At 61.9% G+C, this 22,855-nt stretch carries 26 protein-coding genes and 1 tRNA gene; 6 read left to right on the top strand and 21 right to left on the bottom strand.

Features of this window, described 5'->3' with window-relative positions; all coding sequences use genetic code 11:
- Nucleotides 1-96: 96 nt before the first annotated feature.
- From glmU to WHT83_RS16610, 3 genes are all read right to left on the bottom strand, one after another.
- On the bottom strand, nt 97-1,464 hold the full coding sequence (glmU, locus tag WHT83_RS16600) for a bifunctional UDP-N-acetylglucosamine diphosphorylase/glucosamine-1-phosphate N-acetyltransferase GlmU (RefSeq protein WP_406871790.1): 1,368 nt from the start codon (nt 1,462-1,464) through the stop codon (nt 97-99).
- A 99-nt stretch (nt 1,465-1,563) separates the two neighbouring features.
- On the bottom strand, nt 1,564-2,310 hold the full coding sequence (locus tag WHT83_RS16605; protein ID WP_108608080.1) for a cytochrome c biogenesis CcdA family protein: 747 nt from the start codon (nt 2,308-2,310) through the stop codon (nt 1,564-1,566).
- Nucleotides 2,311-2,441: 131 nt separating this feature from the next.
- Nucleotides 2,442-2,780 carry a hypothetical protein gene (locus tag WHT83_RS16610; RefSeq protein ID WP_108608079.1) on the bottom strand — a complete coding sequence of 113 codons (339 nt, stop codon included), beginning with the start codon at nt 2,778-2,780 and terminating at the stop codon, nt 2,442-2,444.
- 232 nt (nt 2,781-3,012) lie between these two features.
- On the opposite strand from WHT83_RS16610, the gene WHT83_RS16615 reads away from it, so the two are divergent.
- From WHT83_RS16615 to WHT83_RS16625, 3 genes are all read left to right on the top strand, one after another.
- Nucleotides 3,013-3,088, top strand: a tRNA-Lys gene (locus WHT83_RS16615).
- Between the two features lie 126 nt (nt 3,089-3,214).
- The gene (locus WHT83_RS16620; RefSeq protein ID WP_406871791.1) at nt 3,215-3,568 is read left to right on the top strand and encodes a hypothetical protein; all 354 of its coding nucleotides are present in this window, start codon (nt 3,215-3,217) and stop codon (nt 3,566-3,568) included.
- 179 nt (nt 3,569-3,747) lie between these two features.
- Complete coding sequence (locus WHT83_RS16625; RefSeq protein WP_406871792.1) at nt 3,748-4,497, top strand: sulfotransferase family 2 domain-containing protein; 750 nt, start codon at nt 3,748-3,750, stop codon at nt 4,495-4,497.
- On the opposite strand, the gene WHT83_RS16630 is transcribed toward WHT83_RS16625, so the two are convergent.
- From WHT83_RS16630 to WHT83_RS16650, 5 genes are all read right to left on the bottom strand, one after another.
- Nucleotides 4,494-5,621: a glycosyltransferase family 61 protein gene (locus tag WHT83_RS16630; protein ID WP_406871793.1), complete on the bottom strand. Its 1,128-nt coding sequence runs from the start codon at nt 5,619-5,621 to the stop codon at nt 4,494-4,496. The two genes, WHT83_RS16625 and WHT83_RS16630, sit on opposite strands and share 4 nt — an antisense overlap.
- Nucleotides 5,622-5,710: 89 nt before the next feature.
- The gene (locus tag WHT83_RS16635; RefSeq protein ID WP_406871794.1) at nt 5,711-5,944 is read right to left on the bottom strand and encodes a hypothetical protein; all 234 of its coding nucleotides are present in this window, start codon (nt 5,942-5,944) and stop codon (nt 5,711-5,713) included.
- A 438-nt stretch (nt 5,945-6,382) separates the two neighbouring features.
- Nucleotides 6,383-7,099, bottom strand: a complete 717-nt coding sequence (locus tag WHT83_RS16640) for a DUF1194 domain-containing protein (RefSeq protein WP_406871795.1) — start codon at nt 7,097-7,099, stop codon at nt 6,383-6,385.
- 84 nt (nt 7,100-7,183) lie between these two features.
- Nucleotides 7,184-7,648, bottom strand: coding sequence for a DUF995 domain-containing protein (locus WHT83_RS16645; RefSeq protein WP_406871796.1), 465 nt, complete (start codon nt 7,646-7,648; stop codon nt 7,184-7,186).
- 65 nt (nt 7,649-7,713) lie between these two features.
- Nucleotides 7,714-8,865: a helix-turn-helix transcriptional regulator gene (locus tag WHT83_RS16650; RefSeq protein WP_406871797.1), complete on the bottom strand. Its 1,152-nt coding sequence runs from the start codon at nt 8,863-8,865 to the stop codon at nt 7,714-7,716.
- A 269-nt stretch (nt 8,866-9,134) separates the two neighbouring features.
- Here WHT83_RS16650 and WHT83_RS16655 point away from each other — a divergent pair, with 269 nt between their 5' ends.
- Nucleotides 9,135-9,650: a BA14K family protein gene (locus WHT83_RS16655; protein WP_318761624.1), complete on the top strand. Its 516-nt coding sequence runs from the start codon at nt 9,135-9,137 to the stop codon at nt 9,648-9,650.
- Nucleotides 9,651-9,681: 31 nt separating this feature from the next.
- Here the strand turns inward: WHT83_RS16655 and WHT83_RS16660 are convergent, their stop codons facing one another.
- The 7 genes from WHT83_RS16660 to WHT83_RS16690 form a co-directional block, all read right to left on the bottom strand.
- The gene (locus tag WHT83_RS16660; RefSeq protein ID WP_055976737.1) at nt 9,682-10,458 is read right to left on the bottom strand and encodes a DeoR/GlpR family DNA-binding transcription regulator; all 777 of its coding nucleotides are present in this window, start codon (nt 10,456-10,458) and stop codon (nt 9,682-9,684) included.
- Between the two features lie 108 nt (nt 10,459-10,566).
- Nucleotides 10,567-11,976, bottom strand: coding sequence for a pyridoxal phosphate-dependent decarboxylase family protein (locus WHT83_RS16665; protein WP_406871798.1), 1,410 nt, complete (start codon nt 11,974-11,976; stop codon nt 10,567-10,569).
- A gap of 35 nt (nt 11,977-12,011) precedes the next feature.
- Entirely contained in the window at nt 12,012-12,743 is a 732-nt protein-coding gene (locus tag WHT83_RS16670; protein WP_108608075.1) for a proteasome-type protease, read from the bottom strand.
- 26 nt (nt 12,744-12,769) lie between these two features.
- Nucleotides 12,770-13,564: a transglutaminase domain-containing protein gene (locus tag WHT83_RS16675; RefSeq protein ID WP_406871799.1), complete on the bottom strand. Its 795-nt coding sequence runs from the start codon at nt 13,562-13,564 to the stop codon at nt 12,770-12,772.
- A 12-nt stretch (nt 13,565-13,576) separates the two neighbouring features.
- Nucleotides 13,577-14,518 (bottom strand): alpha-E domain-containing protein, encoded by a 942-nt coding sequence (locus WHT83_RS16680; protein ID WP_108608073.1) that lies wholly within the window; start codon nt 14,516-14,518, stop codon nt 13,577-13,579.
- Between the two features lie 17 nt (nt 14,519-14,535).
- Complete coding sequence (locus WHT83_RS16685) at nt 14,536-15,948, bottom strand: circularly permuted type 2 ATP-grasp protein (RefSeq protein ID WP_183261005.1); 1,413 nt, start codon at nt 15,946-15,948, stop codon at nt 14,536-14,538.
- A 154-nt stretch (nt 15,949-16,102) separates the two neighbouring features.
- Nucleotides 16,103-16,339: an Lrp/AsnC ligand binding domain-containing protein gene (locus WHT83_RS16690; RefSeq protein WP_108609892.1), complete on the bottom strand. Its 237-nt coding sequence runs from the start codon at nt 16,337-16,339 to the stop codon at nt 16,103-16,105.
- A gap of 193 nt (nt 16,340-16,532) precedes the next feature.
- Between WHT83_RS16690 and WHT83_RS16695 the strand changes: the two genes are divergently transcribed.
- On the top strand, nt 16,533-16,946 hold the full coding sequence (locus tag WHT83_RS16695; protein ID WP_108608071.1) for a DUF4864 domain-containing protein: 414 nt from the start codon (nt 16,533-16,535) through the stop codon (nt 16,944-16,946).
- 213 nt (nt 16,947-17,159) lie between these two features.
- Here WHT83_RS16695 and WHT83_RS16700 read toward each other — a convergent pair whose 3' ends face one another.
- From WHT83_RS16700 to WHT83_RS16710, 3 genes are all read right to left on the bottom strand, one after another.
- Nucleotides 17,160-17,729: an MBL fold metallo-hydrolase gene (locus WHT83_RS16700; RefSeq protein ID WP_406871800.1), complete on the bottom strand. Its 570-nt coding sequence runs from the start codon at nt 17,727-17,729 to the stop codon at nt 17,160-17,162.
- A 135-nt stretch (nt 17,730-17,864) separates the two neighbouring features.
- Nucleotides 17,865-18,623 carry a class I SAM-dependent methyltransferase gene (locus WHT83_RS16705; RefSeq protein WP_406871801.1) on the bottom strand — a complete coding sequence of 253 codons (759 nt, stop codon included), beginning with the start codon at nt 18,621-18,623 and terminating at the stop codon, nt 17,865-17,867.
- A gap of 116 nt (nt 18,624-18,739) precedes the next feature.
- On the bottom strand, nt 18,740-19,732 hold the full coding sequence (locus WHT83_RS16710) for a threo-3-hydroxy-L-aspartate ammonia-lyase (protein WP_406871802.1): 993 nt from the start codon (nt 19,730-19,732) through the stop codon (nt 18,740-18,742).
- A gap of 150 nt (nt 19,733-19,882) precedes the next feature.
- Between WHT83_RS16710 and WHT83_RS16715 the strand changes: the two genes are divergently transcribed.
- Nucleotides 19,883-20,173 carry a putative quinol monooxygenase gene (locus tag WHT83_RS16715; RefSeq protein WP_183260998.1) on the top strand — a complete coding sequence of 97 codons (291 nt, stop codon included), beginning with the start codon at nt 19,883-19,885 and terminating at the stop codon, nt 20,171-20,173.
- Between the two features lie 19 nt (nt 20,174-20,192).
- On the opposite strand, the gene tgt is transcribed toward WHT83_RS16715, so the two are convergent.
- The 3 genes from tgt to WHT83_RS16730 are packed head-to-tail and all read right to left on the bottom strand — an operon-like array spanning nt 20,193 to nt 22,854.
- Complete coding sequence (gene tgt / locus WHT83_RS16720) at nt 20,193-21,332, bottom strand: tRNA guanosine(34) transglycosylase Tgt (protein ID WP_406871803.1); 1,140 nt, start codon at nt 21,330-21,332, stop codon at nt 20,193-20,195.
- Entirely contained in the window at nt 21,329-22,405 is a 1,077-nt protein-coding gene (queA, locus tag WHT83_RS16725; RefSeq protein WP_406871804.1) for a tRNA preQ1(34) S-adenosylmethionine ribosyltransferase-isomerase QueA, read from the bottom strand. Before queA ends, tgt begins: the two co-directional genes overlap by 4 nt.
- Nucleotides 22,405-22,854: a DMT family transporter gene (locus WHT83_RS16730; protein ID WP_406871805.1), complete on the bottom strand. Its 450-nt coding sequence runs from the start codon at nt 22,852-22,854 to the stop codon at nt 22,405-22,407. Before WHT83_RS16730 ends, queA begins: the two co-directional genes overlap by 1 nt.
- Nucleotide 22,855 lies beyond the last annotated feature (1 nt).

Genomic DNA, 22,855 nt, shown 5'->3' on the forward strand with positions numbered 1-22,855 from the left:
GCAACTGCCAAGCGGAAGTCACATTCCGTTTCGCAACGTATCAGCCATCCAGCCCTTCAGGATGGGCAATCGTCGCACGGTAGGATTGAAATGCGGTTACTTCACGCCCGCCTTCTTCGCGGCCGCCGCCGAAGCAAAGCGCTCGCGCAATTCCTTGCCCTTGCCCGGCAGCGTCTTCTGGCGCGCGCGGCCGAAGGCCAATGCATCTCCGGGGACTTCGTCCGTAATGACGCTGCCCGACGCGACATAGGCGCCGGCGCCAATAACGATCGGGGCGACCAGCGAAGAATTCGAGCCGATGAAGGCGCCCGCGCCGATGTCGGTGAAGAACTTGGAGTAGCCGTCATAGTTGCAGGTGATCGTGCCCGCGCCGATGTTGGCGCCCGCGCCGACCCGCGCATCGCCGATATAGGTCAGGTGGTTGACCTTGGCGCCCTTTTCCACCGTCGCCTTCTTGACCTCGCAGAAATTGCCGACCTTGGCCTTTTCATGCAGGTCTGCGCCCGGCCTCAGCCTCGCGAAAGGCCCGACCTCGGCGCGCGGGCCGACGTTGCTGCCCTCAAGATGGCTGAAGGCGTGGATGGTGGCTCCGCTGGCGATCTTTACGCCGGGTCCGAACCAGACGTTCGGCTCGACCAGCACATCGGAGCCGATCTCGGTGTCGTGCGAAAAATAGACGGTTTCGGGCGCGATCAGTGTCGCACCTTCCAGCATTGCCTGCCGGCGGCGCCGCTTCTGCCAGATCGCTTCGGCCTCGGCCAGTTCGGCGCGGTTGTTGATGCCGAGCACGCTTTCGAAGCTCGCCTCGGTGGCCACGACCTTGAGCCCTGCCTTGTCGGCGATCTCGACGATGTCGGTGAGGTAGAATTCGCCCTTGGCGTTGGCGTTGCCGACCTGGTCGAGCAGCTTCAGCGCTTCATTGCCGGCAATGGCCATCAAGCCCGCGTTGCAGAAGCCGATCTTGCGCTCTTCGTCGGTGCAGTCCTTGTCCTCGCGGATCGCCACCAGCCTGCCGTCCTTTTCGAGCAGGCGGCCATAGCCTGCCGGGTTCGGCGGACGGAAGCCGATGACCACGACCGCGGCACCATCGGCGAGCTTTTGCCGCGCTGTCGCCAGCGATTCGGCCTCGACCAGCGGCGTATCGCCGAACATCACCAGCACATCGTCATGGCCGCGTGCGATCGCAGCGCGAGCCGCCAGCACCGCATGCGCGGTGCCCAGGCGTTCGGTCTGGACGAAAACCTCGGCCCCTGGCGCAAATCTCTCTGCCGCCGCCTTCACCTCGTCGCCGCCATGGCCAACGACCAGCGCCAACCCGTCGGCACCTGCGGCCTCGGCCGTCCGCGCGACATGCGCCACCATCGGCAGCCCGGCGATCTGGTGCAGCACCTTGGGGCTGGTGCTCTTCATCCGGGTGCCCTCGCCGGCGGCAAGGATGATCGACAGGCAGGTTCTCGAGGTCATGGCGGCGTCCGGATTGGAAGAAGGCGGCTGGAATCGGCCACCTTTCTAGCATTGCTGGCAATCGCCTCCAATGCACACCGATTTCGACGGTTTGAAGGATCAGCCGAGCTGGCCGAGCACCGGAAAGCGCTCCAGCAGCCAGTAGGATGCCGTCTGGATGCCGCCGGTCAGGAACAGCACGCCGGCCACGACCAGAAGCCCGCCGATCACCTTTTCGACCTTGCCGAGATGCACGCGGAACTTGCTGAGGAAGCGCATGAAGGCACCCGAAAACATCGCCGCGATCAGGAACGGAATGCCCAGGCCGAGCGAGTAGACGGCGAGCAGAGCCGCGCCCTCGCCCACCGTTTCGCGGCCGCCGGCCAGCGTCAGGATCGGCCCCAGCACCGGCCCGATGCAGGGAGTCCAGCCGAAGGCGAAGGCGAGGCCCATGAGATAGGCGGCCAAATTGCTCGCCGGCTTGCCCCGCGACTGGAAGCGCGCCTCGCGCGACATGAACGGGATGCGCAATATGCCGAGGAAATTGAGACCCATCAGGATGATCAGCACGCCCGCCGCCATGGCAAGCGGCTCCTGCCAGGTGCGCAGCAACTGCCCGATGGTCGAGGCGCCGGCGCCAAGCGCCACGAACACCGTCGTGAAGCCGAGGACGAAGGAACCTGACGCCGCAAGCAGTGCGCCGCGCGCCCGCGAAACCGTTGCCACGCCGCCGTCGGCCTTGAAATCGTCGACCGAAACGCCGGCCATGTAGCAGAGATAGGGCGGCACCAGCGGCAAGACACAGGGCGACAGGAATGACAGGGCGCCTGCCCCCAATGCGCTGAGATAACCGATGTCCAGTACCATGCCATGCTGCTCCGCGGATCTTCCGGCGCCGCATATAGCGGGCCGTCGTGCTCCGCACCAATCACCATTCCGTGGCAAGTCGTCGCCGAGCGGCAAAAACCCTCCGGCGACGCATCGCATCGGTCAATCGATCATTCGTGGATGGTGTATTCGCCCAGCTCGCAGAGATTCTGGGTGTCTTCGGTGGTGTCGAGGTCGGAACTTTCCTCGAACTCGAAGCGCATGTCGTACTCGCAGGTGCGGCGGCCATCGGCGATGGTGATGCTCATGCTCTCGCCCGGGGCAAGCGTGTCACGGCCGAAAATGTCGTCTTCCCACTGGTCGACGCCCACCGGCGAGGCATAGAAATTCGTCAGCACCGACGACGTGCCGTTCTTGAGCGAAAACACCAGATCTTCGGCCTGGGCTATGGCGGGCAGTGCCGAAACGGCGAGAACGGAGGCAACGGCAAGTTTCAAAAGGCTATGCATAAATGTATGTCCATATCGATGGGCAGCCCGGTATTGGGCGCCATGCTCTAGCAGCGGCATATGCGCCCAGCAATATCGTCGCCGGGCAATATTCCGTCGCCAGGGCGACCGTCAGGGCCTGTCCCGGACGGAACATTTAACAGGCTGTTTGCAGCGGTGTTTTTCCGGTTGACCCGACCCGGCACTCTCCCTATGTTCCGCCGCAATTTCCGGGTCGCCTCGCGGCCTTCGGGAGCGCGTAGCTCAGCCGGTAGAGCAACTGACTTTTAATCAGTAGGTCCAGGGTTCGAATCCCTGCGCGCTCACCACAATCGCTAACGCGATTTCGACGCCTCGCCCGCCACCTTGGCGCCATCGGCGCCCTCTTTGGCCTGTGCGCGGATCAGGCGGCCGTAGACGATGAAGCGGTTGTGGTCGCCGCGCAAAACACCTCGATGAAAGTCGGCAACTATGCATCTGCCGACGACGCTACGCTTGATTACTACAAAGAGAGATTGAGCAACGTCTCTCTGGCATTCGGTGGAGCAGCAGTTGGGCTTGCCGCGTCTTCGACCTTCTACAGAGCTACACGGGTCAGCAACATCGTTTGCTCTAAAGCCCAAGTGACACTGACGAACAAGGGCTCGTCGGTCGGCGCTGCGGTCATCAGCGGCCTCCCGTACTCATCGATCGCCGGATACGCGTTGTCAGTCGATGCAAACAATATGACATCCGGGGTCGGCGACACGCACCTTGTCGCGCTCTCCACTGGTTCAACCATCGGCCCGCCGGCGTTCGCACAGCACTGACGAATGCGGATTTCACGAATGCTTCCTTGTTGGAGATCTCAGGTTCTTTCCAACCGACAATGCGGCGGCGTAGTGCAAGCATCGATTGAAGATTGGTCACCTGTTCGTGCGAAGATAGGTGGCACGCACCAATCTCCTCTGATAGCTGGGTAGTTGCCACAATTGAGGGAGCTAGATTTTTGCGGCGGGCACTATTCCTGCATACCCAGAAGACGGCTGGGACCTCAATCCAGCATATTGCTCGGCAATTTTACGGGCCCGACAATGTTTCCAGCCACGCAGATTATGAGGAGTTGGGCGTCGCGGCGTGCGGCACCCTTGACTTCGTGTCCGGGCATTTCGGATACGAATTCGCGCGCCCCTTGATGCCTGATCGGTACTGCTTCACGTTTCTGCGCCATCCCATCGAGCGGGTATTGTCTCTCTACTCCTTCAGCGCAGGGCGTCCCGCCGGGGAATCGCCATTTTACGATGTAGCCCGCGAGAAAGGCCTGGAGGCGTTTCTCAGGCTCGCACACCACCCTGAGCCGGCCTACCGAGAGATGTTCTGGAACCATCAGACGTGGCAGCTCGCGTATGGCCGTGGTGCCGAATTTGCCGACAAGCCGTCCAGGGTGGTCGATGAGTTCGATGGTACCGAGATGTTGGCAATGGCCAAACTCCACCTCAGTACCTTTGACTATATCGGTTTCGTGGAACGATTTGACGATGACGCTGCGGCCATCTTCAAGGCCTTAGGATGTGGAAAGGTTGAGTTGGTTCGCGCTAACTCCAGCGCAAACAGACCCAGTACCGAAGGGCTGCAGCAATCAACGATGGACCTGCTGTTAGAGTTCACGGCCCTAGACAGGGAACTTTATCAATACGGGTTGGACCTCAGGAAATCCTACAAGCCAAAGGGGCTTATCCAGAGGCTCTTCAACTTCTAGGATAAATCCGCGAGCACGGTGCGGATAGCATCCAAATCGGTCTCAGCTTCTATTTTTGCCAGTTTCGTAGACACATTCGGGATGTATGGGTCCCCGTCCATGGTGGATGGGCTGAGGATCACCGAATAATCGTGACTGCACGCGGCTGTAAGGTTGAACAGCCACCTTTCGGGCGTCACGCCGTCGATCCAATAACCAATCCAGTGCTCAGGCATCAAGTCGATGATCTGCGCGCCTGGTGGCGTAAAGACCATATTGGCAAAAGCCGAGCCGTGGTTGCCGGCAATGATCCCGGTGCTTGCAAATAGGTTGATCTGTTCGCGGAAGCTTAGGCTTGCCGGGCTGATAATCTCGAACCCGGCATCGACGAACAACGCAATAACGTCTGTCTCATTCTTGGCTGTCCGGGGCGAGTATGCACCTTCGCGCGACAGGTAGATGCGGCGCGAGTGGTCGACTTGGTGTGGTGGTTTGGCTAGTTTCCTTAACGCGTCCATAGATGTTGGGCTGGGCAAGAAGCAACTGGTCGCTTTCACCGTGCTTGGCAGCGCCATATGGCGGAACCGCACAGTTCCTTGGGCCAGCAATATCTTGCTTTCGTCGAACCCGACATCGGCCAGCGCATTGGTCGCCCACGCCGGCAGGAAGTCGGGGACCAGTATCTTCAGACCTTCGCGCCTAATCTGATCGCTTAGGAGCGCGATTGCACATAGCCCGTCCAGCACGAAGTGCCCGTAGGCACTGCAAGAACGATGAAATACATGGATGACACGATCAGGCACGGTGGACGTGACCGCATTCTGAACCCGCCTCGGCAGATTCCCCAATGTCGTATCGACATAGTAACTGGCAATATGGCGAGCCCAGTCATCCAAGCGACCATCATTCAGCACGACCAGACCTGAACTGGTGTCCAAAACACAATTCGTCAGGTACTTGATTTCAATGCTTGGCGATTGATAGCCGTCTTGCTCGAAAAGCGACCGAAGGCGACGCTCTCGTTCTGAGCCGAAATTGGCGACAATGCGGGCCGACCTGTAAGGAACAATGTCCGCCGAGCTTTCGATGTGGCTTGGCTTATCACTCGACTTGAAAAACGCCTTTATCTGCGACAGCAACCGCATTAGGGCATCATCCACAATAAATAGCCTCCATGTTGTGCGGGTAGGACTATCATTTCGGTGAAAGTCGCTCAATGGCGGCCCGGCTAACCCTAAACCTGTCCATCGCTTAGGTTTTCACCGATCTTCAAACTCGCGCCGGCCGCCAATTGACGTTTCCAGCCTGCCCCTACGATGCCCCTGACTAACCGAAAGGGCATCGACATGAGCAAGGGCAAGGCACAGGACACCTTTCGGGCCAAGGCGCCCGGCATCATGGCAAGCTGATGGCGGATTTTCCGCTGCAACTCGACGACGTGGCAGCGATTTTCGGCAATTTCGGCCACGAATGCTTCGGCCTCACACCAAGCTGCAGGAGATCGGGCCGACCGTGTAAGGCTCGCGCCGACGCGCCTACGAGACCTACTGCACACAACAAGCTCAACCCGGCCAGCGACGAAGCGAACTATGCCCTATGTTTTCGTCGAGCTGAATGGCCTCGAGCGACACGCGATCCCTGCGCTGCGCGATGCGGTTGGGCTGGCGGAGAAGGTGAAAGCCTTCGAAGTTGCCTTTGAGCGCGCCGGTGCGAAACCTTATTTCAGCCGCAGACAGTGGGAATCCTTCGCTCTCGAAGCCTGTAGGAAGCCAAAAGCAGGCCTGCCAGCGCGCAGGAAGCGCATTACTGTAGCCCGATCGCCACACCCACCTCCGCCGCCATCTGCTTGATCGAAGCATGCACCGCGTGTGCGGTTCCGCCTCGTTGTTGGGCTCTGCCTCGCACCTCAGCGTGTTGATCTGTCGGGCATCGACCAACTGATCTCGACCACGAGTTTGCGCCGAAGGGCGTCGGCGTAGTCACCGACGGAGTCGGGGCTGAGCACGAAGGCGCCGGGCCCGCCGATGACATTTTCCGCAAAATAGTCGGTGAGGTCCCTTGCCACGCCACGCGTGAAGGCGGGCATGGCGATCGCATTGATCGTGTAGCCATTCCTGATCGCCCGCAACCTGCTGAGCGCGACGGGAAGGCCGTCATTGTTGGTGCCGTTGGCGGAGATGTCTATGACCCTTCTCCCGGCATGCCCGGAATACTGCTCGAAAAGCATGCGGCTTAGGTCGATGGCAAACGAAATCGAGGTGCTGCAATTCCTGAGGCAGCCTCGGCCGCTGTCGCCGTCGCGACTGATGATTGTCGCGGCAGCCTGTGCATCACCGGGGTTGCAGATCGACGTCCACGGAAGCACGGTGCGGACGTGTCCCGGCCCGGCCCATTCGAAATAGGTGATGGCGATGCACCCGAAGGTGCCTCTTGCGATCGCCGCAATGACCTCGGGCGCCATCAGGGCGTCTGCATGGCCCTGGCGCTGCATGTCCGCCGTCGCTGCGTCGATGGACGCGGACACGTCGACGGCGAAAACGATGGCTGTGTCCACATTGGTGGCATGTGCGGGGCTCGTCGAGACGGCGAGAACCGCAGACAATCTGGCAAGAAACGCGCCCACAGGCTCCACTCCTACGCAGCACATGGAACGGCCTCTCGGGCCGGCCTGGCCCAAGAGGCGATCCTCGGTGATGTCGGTTGCGCGTCAGCTTCCGGATTTTTTCTTCAGTTCGGCAACGGTCTTGGAGACCTTGTCGCCGGCGCTCATCTTCTTGAGCTCGGAGTCATAATAGCCGTATTTCTTGTCTTTTTCGCCGCTCCAGAATGTCATGTATTTCTTGCCGACCCGATACCAGGCCCAGCAGTCCCCACCAGTATTGGACTTTCCGTCCTTGACCGATGTCCGCTTGAGTTTGCCGCATACCTCGTTGCCTTTGACGGTCCATTTGCCCTCTCCAAACCAGCTCTTGTCCTTGCCATGCATGAGAAAGGTGCTGTCCGGCGCGAAGTAGGCACGGCTCCTGCTCCAGTTGGCCGACTTGCCCGAATAGAGTTCGCGGACCTCCGAAGCGGTCAGCGGCACGGCGTCCTTGGGGAGTTCCTCCGCCCAGCCGATGACAGGGATCAGCACAACCACCAAGGCAGACAGTCCGATGATGCTCTTGCTCATGGGATCCTCCTGTGAAGGCTCATGAGAATCCGTCACCTTGACGGGACCCGAAACACCCAAATGGGTTACGTCATCGGCAAGGTACCTGCCATGTTGGCCGTCAGCGCCACCAGTTCCCCCTGCCGGTGCGTTCCGGTCTTGGCGAAGATCATCTTCATGTGCGCGCGCACCGTCTCCTTGGAGAGATGGAGGCTTTCAGCGATCGTTCCTGGCCCGGCACCAGTAGCCAGCAGCACCGCGATCCTCGTCTCTGCCGGCGTCAGGCTGAATGCGCCCCGAAGCTGATCCGACGTCGTCCGCGGGCGATCCTCGAAATTCTTGACGATGACGATGGCGCTGGTCGACTGGAACACATCCCCGATGATCCCCGCCGTCGGCAACGCCTCCACGAGCAACGGCCGTTTCGGATCCCGCCGGATTGCCACGGCATGGCTTGCATCAAGGTTCGAAGGACGGCGATGGGTGATCGCCTGGTGAACCAGCTTGCGCAATTCCAGCTCGCTTGCATGATTGGCCGCCCTGAGCCGGCGCCCGGAAAGATACAAGCCGTCACCGAGAACCCGCTCGGCGATGCTGTTGTGGCTGAGCACATTGCCGACGCAATCCAGCAGGAAGGCTGCGCATGACAGCGCTTCCAGGGTCGCCAGCGCGGTTCGCCCCTGCGCCAGGGCCAGGGTTTCTGACAGCGATATCATCCGGCGAAAATGCGGAGCGATCCTGGCAAGGATCCTTGAATCCTCCGTCGTAAAATGCCCCTGCCCCTTGGCACGCAGCATCGGCACTGCCCAAAGCTCGCCGTGCACCTTGAGCCCCACCATTGCGAAGCCCGGCAGGCCGAACGCCATGTAGAGTTCGTTGTAATGGCGCAGTCGTCGACGTTCGTCGTCCGTGGCAAGGTCGTGTTCCGTAACGACAGTGCGTCCTGCACGCAGCAGCGGCATGCCGCGCTCGGCTCGGTAATGCCCGAGATACCAGCGGTTCTTGATGTATTCGGACAGCAAGTCGCCATAGTCGCGGGAACTCGGCATTTCCGTGAAATCGCGGGCAGGGTTGCGAGGGTCGTTGGCGCGTGCGTCCGGATTGCTGGGGTAGAACATCATGCAGGCGGCGTTCAATGAGCGCGCAAGTCCGTGCAGCGTGTCCGTCCACCTCGCAGGATCAAACACCGCTTCGTAACAAGCGTCTATGTCGCGCTCAATGCGGTTGTCCAGCATCATGCCGGACCCCCTCTCGCTCTCCGTGCCTCCTCAAAGCCGCACAGGCAAGGTACCACACACACCCGGATGGCTACAGCGCGATTGCAGGCCGGCAAGCATGATTCCGCGCCGATATTCGCCAGTCGCGGCACAAAACGAACCGCCGGCCATTATTTCCACGTGAAAGGCTGACAGCTCGCACTATTGGCTGCCAGGTGTCGGCCGAGGAACATTTGCCCGTTGGCGCCGTTTACCTCTACAAGCGGACGCCACACTACGAGGAGACCATCATGAAGAAAGTTATGTCAGGCTTGATGGCAACGGCCATTGCCGCATCGTTTGCGATTGCGTCAATCGTGCCGGTTGCCGCCGCTCCCGCCTACTATCCCAAGGCGCCGCAGGCCGACACCGCCATCCAGCAGGTGCAGTACGACAACTACTGGAAGAAGCGTCGCGCCATGCGCGTCGAACGCAGCGACAGTGCCAGCCATTTCCGCACGCCGCGTCGCGGTTTCTACAGGGACCGTGGCGACGTGGTCTATTTCAACGGGCATCGCGGCTATCGTGACTACCGCCCCGGCTACCGCCGTCACAACGACTTCTGGTTCCCGGCTGGCGCATTCATCGCCGGTGCGATCATCGGCGGCGCCATCGCCAACCAGCCGCAGCCGCGCTACGTCCAGCCGAGCCGCTACGGCAATTCGCATGTGCAGTGGTGCTATGACCGTTACCGGTCCTATCGGGCCTCGGACAACACGTTCCAGCCCTACAACGGGCCGCGCCAGCAGTGCTATTCGCCTTACTGACCGAGGCGTAGCATCATAACGGAACCCGCGCTCACAGGGGCGCGGGTTTTTTCGTTTCGACAAGCTGGACATCGGATTCCGCGCAAATCTTGCGAATGCTCGGAATGTCGCAGTGGTCGGTGATGAAAGTGTCCATTTGCGACAGGTGCGCAATACGCACCGGCGCCGTGCGCTCGAACTTGGTCCTGTCCGACACCAGGATGACATGACGGGCATTGGCGATGATCGCCTGCGCCACCTTCACCTCGCGGAAATCGAAATCCAAAAGCGCGCCGTCATGGTCGATCGCCGAAGCGCCGATGACCGCATAGTCGACTTTGAACTGGCGGATGAAATCGACCGCCGCTTCGCCGACGATGCCGCCGTCCGAGCCGCGTACAACCCCGCCCGCGATCACCACCTCCATGTCAGGATATACCCGCATCCTGTTGGCAACATTGATGTTATTGGTGATGACCATCAGCCCTTTATGGTCGAGCAGCGCCTTTCCGACGGCTTCGGTGGTGGTACCGATATTGACGAACAGCGAGGCATTGTCGGGAATGATGCGTGCCGCCGCCTGGCCGATGGCATCCTTCTCGTCGGCCGCGATCTTGCGCCGCGCCTCGTATTCCAGGTTCTCGATGCCCGAGGGAAACAGCGCCCCGCCATGAATCCGGCTCAGCAGGCGCTGGTCGCAGAGGTCGTTGAGATCCTTGCGGATGGTCTGCGGCGTGACCTGGAAATGTGCCGCCAGGTCGTCGACCAGCACGCGCCCATTGTCCTTGGCAAGCTGGATGATTTCCGACTGGCGCGGCGAAAGATACATTTCGGCATTCCCCTCATTTCGTTTTGACGAACGATAGGGGAAAACGAAAGCACTGAAAAGGCGCTTCGAAAGCAAAGGCGAAGCACCTTCCCCGATCGCCGGCCGCCCTCAGCCGGCGCGGGCGATCTCGGTGATCACTTCGAATGCGTGGTCGACGTCGGCCTCCGTCGCCTCGAATTGCCCTGCCTGGAAGCGGATCACCGCGCGTCCGTCGAGGCGTGTTTGGGTCAGGTAGATCCGGCCGTCGCGATTGATGCGCTCGACAAGGTCGAGATTGTGCTGGTCGAGATCGGCGGCGGCACCGGGTACATGGCGGAACGAGAACAGCGACAGCATCGGCTCGCTGCTGATCTCGAAACCGGGCTCGCGCCGCAGCCGTTCGGCCAGCTTCTCGCTCCACGCGACATGGTTGCGGATCATCGTCCGCAGGCCTTCAAGCCCATGCGCACGCAGCAGGAACCACAGCTTCAGCGCCCGGAACCGCCGGCCGAGCGGCACCGACCATTCGGAATAGTTGATGATGCCGTCGTGGCCGTGCGTCTTGAGATAATCGGGGCGAATGGCGAGCGTCCTGACCAGGCTTTCAGCGTCGCGGATGAACTGGATCGAGCAGTCGAACTGTGCCCCCAGCCATTTATGCGGATTGAAGACGATCGAATCTGCGCCCTCCACCCCGGTCCAGAAATGACGGAACTCGGGGCAGATCATTGCCGAGCCGGCCCAGGCGGCGTCGACATGCAGGTAGAGGCCTTCACGCTCGGCAATCCTGGCGACGGCGGCAATGTCGTCGGTGCCGCCGACACTGGTGCCGCCGACGCAGGCGATGATGCCAGCCGGCAGGAAGCCAGCGGCGCGGTCTTCGGCAATCGCCCGTTCGAGTGCCTCCGTCGCCATGGCGCGGTTGGGCCCTGCCGTCGGAATGCGCACGAGATTGTCCTCGCCGACGCCCGAGACCCAGATGGCGCGATCGATCGACGTGTGCACCTGATCGGAGCTGTAGATGCGCAGCCTTGGCTGCCCGGAAAGCCCTGCCTTGTTGCCCTGCCAGGCCAGCGCGCGTTCGCGCATTGTCAGCACGGCGGCGAGCGTGGCCTGCGACGCGGAATCCTGGATCACGCCGGTGAAGCCGTCAGGCAGGCCAAGCGCCTGGCGCATCCAGTCCACCACGCGGGTCTCGAGCTCGGTCGCCGCCGGCGAGGTTTGCCAGAGCATGCACTGGGCTGCCATGGCGCTGACCAGATATTCCGCCACCACCGACACGGGCGCAGCGTTGGCCGGGAAATAGGCGAAGAAGCGCGGATGCTGCCAGTGCGTCATGCCGGGCACGATGGTCGCCTCGAAATCGGCGAAGATATCTTCCATCGGCTCGGCTTGTTCGGGCGCACTGGCCGCGACCGCGCCGAAAATGCTTCCCGGTTTGACATCCGGCCGCACCGGCCGGTCACGTAGCCCGGTGCGGTAGTCCACGCCCCATTCGGCCGCCTTCACCGACCAATGGCGAAACTCGTTGTTGTCCATGGTCGTCCTCCGACGTGAAATAGGGCCCTGGCCGACTACTCGATGAAATCAGGCAGGCTCTGGAACGCTGCTTTCAGCGCATCCGACCAGCCTTCGGAAACACTCCTGTAATAGGGATCGTCAGCGCCGATCCGCCTTTTCAGGCCGATCTTCAGGCTGTCCTTTTCATAAAAGGCGAGATCGAGCGGCAGGCCGACCGAAAGGTTCGATTTCAGCGTCGAATCGAACGAAACCATCAAAAGCTTCACCGTTTCGGCAAAGCTCATCTTGCGGTCATAGGCGCGCACGATGATCGGCTTGCCATACTTGGTCTCGCCGATCTGGAAGAACGGCGTGTCGTCGCTGCATTCGATGAAATTGCCTTCCGGATAGATCATGAACAGCCTGGGTTCGCTGCCCTTGATCTGGCCACCGAGGATGAACGAGGCGTTGAACGCCGAATCCGCCGTCTGTCCGGCGGGAGCCGACTGCGAGATCACTTCCTTGACCGTGTCGCCGACCAGCCGCGCGATCTGGAACATCGAAGGTGCTTCGAGCAGCGTAGGCGCCCGATCGGCCACAGCCTTGGTCCGCTCGTCGAGGAGGCTGACCACGGCTTGCGTCGTGGCGAGGTTGCCGGCCGACATCAGCACGACCACGCGCTCGCCCGGCTGCTCCCAGATACGCATCTTGCGAAAGGTCGAAATACTGTCGACCCCGGCATTGGTGCGCGTGTCCGACATGAACACCAGTCCGCGATCAATCTTCAGGCCAACGCAGTAAGTCATCGATTCCGGTCCGCTTGCTCGCCGGATTACTGCTCTACAGTGATGTGGACTGCAAGCCGTTCCTGCGCCCGACCGATCAGGATGCCCGAAATCGGCATCGCCTCGCGATAATCCCGGCCCACCGCGACGCGCACATAGCGCTCGTCGGGAGAAATGCCGTTGGCGGCGTCGAAGCCGACCCAGCCGAGCCCGTCGACATAGGCTTCCGCCCAGGCGTGGCTCGCCACCTGCTCCACCGTGTCGTCCATCATCAGGTAGCCGCTGACATAGCGTGCCGGGAAACCCGTCAGCCGGGCGCAGGCGGCAAACACATGGGCATGGTCCTGGCAGACGCCGGTGCCTTTTTCCAGCGCCTGTTCGGCGGTCGTCCGGGTATCGGTGGTACCGGTCGCGTAGGCGATGCGGTCCCGGATCGTCGCCATCAGCGCGTGCAGCCGCTCCAGTCCGCCGCCCTCGCCCATGCCGGCGACGAGTTGGCGGATAGACGCGCCCGGCGCCGTCAGCGGCGTCTCATGCTGGAAAAGCCACAGCGGCGCAAAACCGCGGTGCGGCCCGGACACGCCCGCCACATCGTTGGTCTCGACCTCGCCTTCGGCCACCACGCTGATCGTATGCGGGTCGCTGTCAATGCTGAGAAGCCGCGTGTCGTTGCCGAACTGGTCGAGGAAGCGCACCTCCTCGCGCGCACCCTCGACGCGCAGCGACCAGGTCAGCACGGTCTGCGCCGGCCCGCTGACCGGCCACAGCCGCAACCGCTGCAAGCCGTAGCGTATGGGCTCGTCATAGTTGTATTCCGTGCGGTGGGTGACCTTGAGCCGCATGTGGGTGTCCGCTTAGTAGAAGCCGAAATCCTGGGCGACCTGGTCGCCCAACCGGTTATTGTCGGTGATGAAATCGGCCAGGAATTCGTGCAGGCCGGCTTCGAAGATGTCCTTGATCTCGGTGCCGCGCAGCTTGGCATAGGTCCGCTCTGCGATCTCCTGCGCCGGGTGCCGCGCGCCATAATCCTCGCCGAGAAATTTGAGATGTTCGGCCAGGAAGCGATAGCTGAAGGTCAGCGAACGCGGCATGCGCACGTTGAGGATCAGGTACTCGGCGATGTTGGTCGGCTTGTATTCGGCCTCGTAGACCCAGCGGTAGGACCGGTGTGCCGCCACCGACCGCAGGATCGACTCCCACTGATAGTTGTCGAGCGACGAGCCCACCCACGATACCGACGGCAGCAGCACGTAATATTTGACATCGAGGATGCGCGCCGTGTTGTCGGCGCGTTCGACATAGGTGCCAAGCTGGGCGAAGTCGAAGATCTCGTTGCGCAGCATGGTCCCGTAGAACGAGCCGCGGATCAGCGCCGTTTCGCGCTTGATGGCGTCGAGCACGCCGGGCAATTCGCGCTGGTCGATCGGGCTGGCCAGCACGCGCTTCAGCGACATCCAGGCTTCGTTGATGCTCTCCCAGGTTTCCCGGGTCAGCGCGGTGCGCACCATGCGGGCATTGTTGCGCGCGGTCTCGATCGCCGCCACCGCGCTCGACGGGTTCGACATGTCGCGCAACAGGAAGTCGGCAACGTTTTCGGATGTATAGTCGCTGTGCTTGTCGGCAAAGGAGGTTGCGGCTCCCGCCGAAAGCAGCACCGATTTCCATTCCTCCGAGGCGTCCTGGCTGCGGGTCAGCGCGATGCGCAGACCGGCATCGATCAGCCTCGCCATGTTTTCGGTCCGCTCGATGTAGCGGTTCATCCAGTAGAGGCCGTTGGCGGTGCGTCCCAGAAGCATGAACTGTCAGCGTCCCCCTAGTCGTCCAAAACCCAAGTGTCTTTCGTTCCGCCCCCCTGCGATGAGTTGACGACAAGCGAGCCCTCCTTCAGGGCGACGCGCGTCAAGCCACCCGGCACGATGCGTATACGGTCCGAAACCAGCACGAACGGCCTGAGGTCGACATGGCGTGGCGCCAGGCCTTTCTCGGTCAGGATCGGGCAGGTCGACAGCGACAGTGTCGGCTGGGCGATGTAGTTCGACGGCCTGGCTGCGAGCTTCTTGGAAAACTCCTCGCGCTCCTTCTTGCTCGCCGCCGGCCCGACCAGCATGCCGTAGCCGCCAGAACCGTGCACTTCCTTGACCACCAGCTCGGCGAGATGCTCCTGGACGTATTTCAGGCTGTCAGGCTCCGAGCAGCGCCATGTCGGGATGTTGCCGAGGATCGGCTTGCGGCCGGTATAGAACTCGATGATCTCGGGCATGTAGGAATAGATCGCCTTGTCGTCGGCGATGCCGGTGCCTGGCGCGTTGGCGATGGTGATGTTGCCGGCGCGGTAGACGTCCATGATGCCGGGCACGCCGAGCGCCGAGTCCGGCTTGAAGGTCAGCGGATCGAGATAGGCGTCGTCGACGCGGCGATAAAGCACGTCGATCTGCTTGTAGCCCTCGGTGGTGCGCATCGCCACGCGCCCGTCGACGACGCGAAGATCCTGTCCCTCGACAAGCTGCACGCCCATCTGGTCGGCCAGAAACGCATGTTCGAAATAGGCCGAGTTGAAGCTGCCCGGCGTCAGCACCGCAATCGTCGGCGCGCCGCTGACCCCGTTCGGCCGCACCGCCGCCAGCGACTGCCTGAGCAACTGGGGATAGTTCTCGACCGGATGCACCTTGATGCGCTGGAACAGCTCGGGAAAGAGCTGCAGCATCGTCTCGCGGTTCTCCAGCATGTAGGAGACTCCGGACGGCGTACGCGCATTGTCTTCGAGCACGTAGAACTCGTTCTCGGAGATGCGCACGACGTCGACGCCGATGATGTGCGTGTAGACGCCGGCGGGCGGCCTGACCCCTATCATCTCCGGCAGGAAGGCCTCGTTGGTGGCGATCAGATCGCGTGGCACGCGGCCTGCGCGCAGGATCTCCTGGCGATGGTAGATGTCGTCGAGAAAGGCGTTCAGCGCCTGGACGCGCTGCTCGATGCCTTGCGTCAGTCTGCGCCACTCGTTGCCGGAGATGATCCTCGGCACGATGTCGAACGGGATCAGCCGTTCGGAGGCCTCCTGCTCGCCATAGACGGCGAAGGTGATGCCGGTCTTGCGGAAAACCCGCTCGGCATCGCGCATCTTTTCGGTAAGGCGGGCAGCATCCTGGTTCTTGAGCCAGCCGTCATAGGCTTCGTAGGGCCGTCTCAATCCGGCTTCTGCCGGGAGCATTTCGTCGAAGGCGACCAATGGCAAACTCCCCTCTGAGATCAGTGAAATGACCTCGGGGGAGAAAATCAAGCGCAATCGCCTGTTTCAGGCGTAGCCGGCTTCATTACAGGGAATTTGCCCATCATTTTGGCAGAAAGCCGGGGATTTGGGCGTATCCCTGCCCTCGCCGCGCTCAGAAGGCGCGGAAGGTCACCGTCGTGAAGGTGTCCTTGATGTTGCCGATCGAGTGGACTCGCTCGTTGACGAAGTGACCGATGTCTTCCTCGTCATCGACATAGAACTTGGCGAGCAGGTCGTAGTTGCCGGCGGTCGAATAGATCTCCGAGGCGATCTCCGCATCGGCCAGTGCGCTCGCCACCTCATAGGCCTTGCCGAGTTCGCATTTGATCTGCACGAAAAAGGTCTTCATCGCACCGTCCGTTCCGGCCCTGCCATCGTTGCCGGTCTTGTCGCAGAACCAGCCTGCGCTTTCAAGCCAATGCTTGGGCGCACCGCCGCTGGCCAACGAGCCGGTAGCATGAAACCGCAAACGGCTCGCCTGCGTATGTTACAATGTCATCGTGGCGCCGGCCAATGCCCGCCACCGAACGGGAGACGCCAACATGCGCCGTGCCGCCATCGCCTTCGCCACCTTGCTTTGCGCCTTTCCGGCCCTTGCCGGCGATGCCGAGATCAAGGCGGCGCAGGGCAGCATATCGGGCCAGCTCCAGGCCTTCCGCGCCGGCGACAACGCCACTGCCTACGGCTATGCCGCGCCGAATGTGAAGCGCATCTTCCCCACGCTTGAAACCTTCATGGGCATGGTGTCGGGCGGCTACAAGCCGGTGCATCACCCGCAGAGCTTCGATTTCGGCAAATCCCGGGAGATGGGCCCGACCGCAATCGCCCAGCAAGTGCTCATCGTTGGGCCCGACGGCAAGGACTATGAAGCCGTCTACACGCTCGAACTGCAGCCCGACGGCATCTGGCGTATCACCGGCGTCAGCCTCAGGGCCTCGAACTCGCTGAGCACATGAGACAAAGGCACCTGCACTCAAAAGCGCGCAGCGGCGGCCGTCTTCGGCCTGCGAACTCAAGATGCTGACAGGGTCCTGAGGCAACCGCGGAGATCGGAAAGGGCACCAGACCCATTTCCCCGGAAAGCCGATCCATGCATGACCGCAAGCGTATTTGGCTGAAGCGACATCAGCCGATCGAACATCGCATTGGTTCGTGAGGTCCATGGAATACTATGGGCGAACGGGCTGTCGCGCGTGGAAGCCATCATCTCCCGAGCCGGCCCGACGATATCCGTTTCGACGACGGCCGGCCCCTCGCCCTGGTGCAGAAACAGATCGGACGCAAAAAAGCGTGCGCTCTGTCTCATCGAACAGAAGACTTGCGTCCCACCCATGAGGCAGATGTGGGGTGGAGAGAAATTCGAACGTATGCGCTCCCGTATCCAGGCGCTCGCCGTCCATCAGGGCCCGCGCTGGCCGATCTGCGAAATCTTCCAGCATCACGCTGGCTCCCACGGTGCTGGTGACAACTGTCGCACTAGGCGCAATGGCCAGCCAATTGTTCAGGGCACCGCATTCATCCGGCTCGAAGTGCGAAAAGCCGATCCACCGAAGCTTGGCGGGATCAAGCAATGTGGCGACAGCATCCCGCGTTGATGAAAACGCTCTTTGAAAGCCCGTGTGATAAAGAAGCGGTTGCTGATCGCGAACAACAAACTGGTTGAAAGTCAATCCGGCTTCAGGCGAGTAGCTTGATAGTCTGAACGTCTCTGCCGCGATTTCATCGATGGCAATGTCCATTTTCGCCTCCTTTGAGGTCAAGACATGCATCGACTATACAACAGTGTTCCTGACACCCTGCGTCAGGGTAGACAAGCGTTAGCGAATATATCAATCAAGGCGAGTTAACCGGCTTACTCGCATTGAGACCCAAATTCAGGCCGGCCGGCGTGCCTCGAAGCTGATGGTCTCATCTTCCTTCTGCGGTACGCGGCCATGTTGGTAGTTCCCGGAGGCGACGATGTCGACAAAGCCGGCTTCTGCCAGTGAAAGGGCAAACTCGTTGACGCCCCACCAGCGCAGGCTGAACAGTTCGAGTTCGGTATCGACCAGCTTGGTATGGCGCCAATGCTCGTAGCGAAGCTGCGAGACGGTTTTCTGCGCAACAAAGTCGGTCTCGACCCTGGTGTCGGTCAACGTCAGCAGGTCGCCGTCTTCGGTGTTCCAGCTGCGAACGGAACCGCTGGCGCCCAGGAAGCTGCCGATCGGGTCCAGGTCGACCATAAGCCTGCCATTCGGCGCCAGATGGTCGAAAAACCGGCTCAGCATAGCCTTGGCCGACGCCAATTCGGTGATCAGCTGGAACGAGCCGAGCGGCACGACGATGGCTGCGAATTTCCGATCGTAGGCAAAGCTTTCAAAGCTCTGCTGCGTCAGCTTCGGATCAAGCGACCGCTCCCGGCATGCGCTCAGGCAATAGCTCAGCATCTCCTCGGACGGGTCGAAACCTTCCACCGAAATGCCTGATTGCAGCAGCGGCACGTAAAATCGGCCGTTGCCGACAGCCGGCTCGAGCACCGGGCCGGTGCAGGTGTCCAGGCGCTGGCGATAATATTCGATGTCCCCAAACGACCTGCCGACAGGCTTGTCCAGGTTGTAAACCCAGGATGCCAGGGTTCCGTAGCGATTGTTCATGCAATTCCCGATGCGCTTACTTCCATGCCTTCGCAATAAGACAAGTCAGCTTGTGCGCCAATACCCGATACTCCAGGGCTTGCGGTCAGGCGGCATCGCCTGAACCCCAGAACACCTTAGGCCAGAAGCGTGCTCAGCACCTTCAAATCCACATTGCCGCCACTCAGAACGATGCCGACCCGCTTGCCCGCACAACCAAGTGCGCCATGCAGGACGGCAGCCGCAGCCAGGCAGCCGGTCGGTTCGACGATGATCTTCATGCGTTCGGCAAAGAACCTGACAGTATCGACCAGTTGCGCGTCCGTGACGGTCACGATGTCATCGACCTTGTCTTTCAGGATCGGAAAGTTGTGGTAACCGACATGGGTGACGATCGCCCCGTCGGCGATGGATTTCGGCGGTGGGATGTGTACCACCTCCCCCTTGCGCAGCGACTGTTGGCCGTCATTGCCGGCCTCAGGCTCGACACCGACAATCCTGCATGCGGGCGACAGCGCTCGCGCGCTCAACGCACAACCGGCAAGCAGCCCCCCACCGCCCAGCGGCACCACAAGCAGATCGAGGTCTCCAGTGTCCTCGATAAGTTCCAGCGCCGCAGTGCCCTGCCCGGCGATGACGTCAGCATGGTCATAGGGCGGGATGAGCGCCGCGCCGCGCTCGGCCGCGATGCCCTGGGCGATCTTCTCGCGGTCTTCGGTGTAGCGGTCATAAAGGACGATCTCGGCGCCGTACCCCCGGGTCGCGGCCACTTTTATGACAGGCGCATCCTTGGGCATGATGATCGTTGCCGAAACACCCAGCAGGTTGGCGGCATAAGCGAGGGCCTGGGCGTGGTTGCCCGAGGAATAGGCGACAACGCCGTTGGCCCGCATTGCTTGGTCCAGCACGGCGATCGCGTTGTAGGCACCGCGAAACTTGAACGCGCCAGCCCTCTGCAGGTTTTCCGCCTTGAAATAGAGCGTTGCGCCAGTTTGCGCATCTGCCGTCCGCGACGTCAGGATCGGCGTCTTGTGCGCAGCCCCCGCAAGGCGCGCCTGGGCTAGTTTGACATCGTCGAATGTGGGGATTCGCAGCGAAGGACTGGCCATATGCATCTCCATGGCAGGCATTCAAAACATAGCCTGTCACGGGCGCACGCATAAGTCCGGCGCATCAAAGGCGGAATGATTGTCGGCTGCCGGGCAGACGTGTCTTGCAGCCAATGGCCGAAGGGTGAAAACCGGGCCTCGGCACCAACAGAATCGGGTCAGGCTTCATCCATGCTCAAGGTCATCGCCCAGGACTTCATCAAGGCGGAATTCATCGACACCGTCATGCCACTCTATGCCGAGCTGGTGGAGAAAACCCGGCAGGAGGAGCTGTGCATCGCCTACGATCTTTTCATCGACCAGAAGGACCCCGGGCATTTCATCTTCGTCGAGGAATGGCCCGATCGTGCCGCCCTCGACGCACATTGCCGGTCGGAGCACTTTGTCCGGCTGGTGCCCTTGATCAACCAGCATCAGCGGCAGGATCCGACCTTCATCCTGATGGATCCGTTCGCCGCCTGAATCAGCCAGACGGGCGGCGTCACTGCCCCGGGTGTACCGGCAGATCGCCCCGCGCCCAGCCTTCGCCGATCTCGGCGGTGCGGTCGGCAAAGCGGCCGGCCTCGATCGAGGCACGGATATCGCTCATCAGCTGCTGGTAGTAGGACAGGTTGTTCCAGGTCAAAAGCATCGCGCCCAGCGACTCCCCCGACTTGATCAGGTGGTGCAGATAGGCACGGCTGTAGTCACGTGCTGCCGGGCAATCGCTTTCCTCGTCCAGCGGACGCGGATCGTCGGCGTGGCGGGCATTGCGCAGGTTGACCTTGCCGCGGCGGGTGTAGGCCAAGCCGTGCCGGCCGGCGCGGGTCGGCATCACGCAGTCGAACATGTCGATGCCGCGCGCCACCGACTTGATGATGTCGTCGGGCGTGCCGACGCCCATCAGGTAGCGCGGCTTCTCCTGCGGCAGCTCGGGACAGGTGATGTCGAGCATGTCGAGCATCACCTCCTGCGGCTCGCCGACGGCCAGTCCGCCCACTGCGTAACCCTTGAGGTCGAGCCCCTTCAGCGCCTGCGCCGAGCGCACGCGCATATCGGGAATGTCGCCGCCCTGCACGATGCCGAACATCGCCTTGCCCGGCTGGTCGCCAAAAGCCGTCTTGCAGCGTTCGGCCCAGCGCAGCGACAACTCCATGGCGCGCTGGATTTCCTTCGGCGTCGCCGGAAGTGCGGTGCATTCGTCGAGTTGCATCTGGATGTCGGAATCGAGCAGGCCCTGGATCTCGATCGAGCGTTCCGGCGACATCTCGTAGGCAGCACCATCGATATGCGAGCGGAAGGTCACGCCCTTTTCGCTGAGCTTGCGCAGCTTGGACAGCGACATCACCTGGAAACCGCCGGAATCGGTCAGGATCGGGTGCGGCCAGCGGGCGAATTCGTGCAGGCCGCCGAGCCGCGCCACACGCTCGGCACCTGGCCTCAGCATCAGGTGATAGGTGTTGCCCAGGATGATGTCGGCGCCGACGCCGCGCACCTGGTCCATATACATCGCCTTGACCGTGCCGCCGGTGCCCACCGGCATGAAGGCCGGCGTGCGGATCGTGCCGCGCGGCATGGTGATCTCGCCGCGGCGCGCCTTGCCGTCGGTGGCAAGCACGTTGAACTTGAATTCTTCACTCATCGGTCGTTCCTGAACAGCAGGCTGGCATCGCCATAGGAATAGAAGCGGTAGCCGTCCGCGATCGCATGCGCATAGACGCCCTGCATCCTTTCGAGCCCGCAAAAGGCCGAAACCAGCATGAACAAGGTCGAACGCGGCAGGTGGAAATTGGTCATCAGCGCGTCGACGAACTTGAAGCGGTAGCCGGGCGTGATGAAGATGTCGGTCGGCCCGGACCAGGCAGCGATCGTGCCGTCCGCGCGCGCCGCACTTTCCATCAGCCGAAGCGAGGTGGTACCCACTGCAACGATGCGGCTGCCGCGCGCCTTGGCGGCATTCAGCGCCGCCGCGGTCTCGGCCGAGACATGGCCGATCTCCGAATGCATCTTGTGCTCTGCGGTGTCGTCTGCCTTCACCGGCAAAAAGGTGCCGGCGCCGACATGCAGCGTCACAAATTGCTGTTCGATGCCCTTGGCCTCGAGTGCGGCAAACAGCTCCGGCGTGAAATGCAGTCCGGCGGTAGGGGCCGCAACCGCGCCCTCCTCCTTGGCATAGACGGTCTGGTAGTCGCGCCGGTCGCGTTCGTCATCGGCACGCTTGGAGGCGATATAAGGCGGCAGCGGAATATGGCCGACGGCATGCAGCGCCTCGTCCAGCACCGGGCCAGATACGTCGAACGCCAGCAACGCTTCGCCCGCCTCGCCCTTTTCGATCACAGTCGCGTCGAGTTGGCCCAGCATGCAGGCCTCGGCGCTGTGACCGAACTGGATGCGGTCGCCGACGGCAACGCGCTTGCCCGGCCGCATGAAGGCGAGCCAGCGGTCGGGGCCGACACGCATGTGCAGCGTCGCATCGACATGCGCGACAGCCTCGCCGCGCACGCGGCGGCCCTTGAGCTGCGCCGGGATGACGCGCGTGTCGTTGAGAACCAGCACATCGCCGGTTTCGAGCAGCGACGGCAGGTCGCCCACCTTGAGGTCGGCGAATTCCTCGCCTGGCCTGACGAGAAGCATGCGAGCGGAATCGCGCGGTTCAGCGGGGCGAAGCGCAATCCGCTCTTCGGGCAGCTCGAAATCGAAAAGATCGACGCGCATCAGTAGATACGGATCATCATTGCCCCGGCGAGCAACAGCATGGCACCGACGATGCGGCCCATCGAGAGTTCGCGCACAGCAACGCCAAAATAGCCGGCACGGTCGACAATCACGCTGGCCAGCAATTGGCCGGTGACCAGGAACGCGACCAGGGCAGCCGCGCCAATGCGCGGCGTGAGCAGCACTGAACTCGTTACATAGACAGCGCCAAGGCAACCGCCGGCCGCGAACAACCACGGCGCCGGCGCGCGCCAGTCGACGCTGACGCCCTGGGCGCGTGCGGTGAAGTAGGCGATGATGCCGAGCACGATGGCACCAGCCAGGAATGAGACCGCAGCCGCCGCGACGGGCATTCCCAGCCCGCGCGCCAGCTGCGCATTCACAGGTGCCTGAATGGCAACGAAGGCGCCCGCCAGAACGCCGAGAAGCGACCAGAGAACGCCAGCCATT

The sequence above is a fragment of the Aminobacter sp. P9b genome (genome assembly GCF_045345995.1).
Classification (GTDB): Bacteria; Pseudomonadota; Alphaproteobacteria; order Rhizobiales; family Rhizobiaceae; genus Aminobacter; species Aminobacter niigataensis.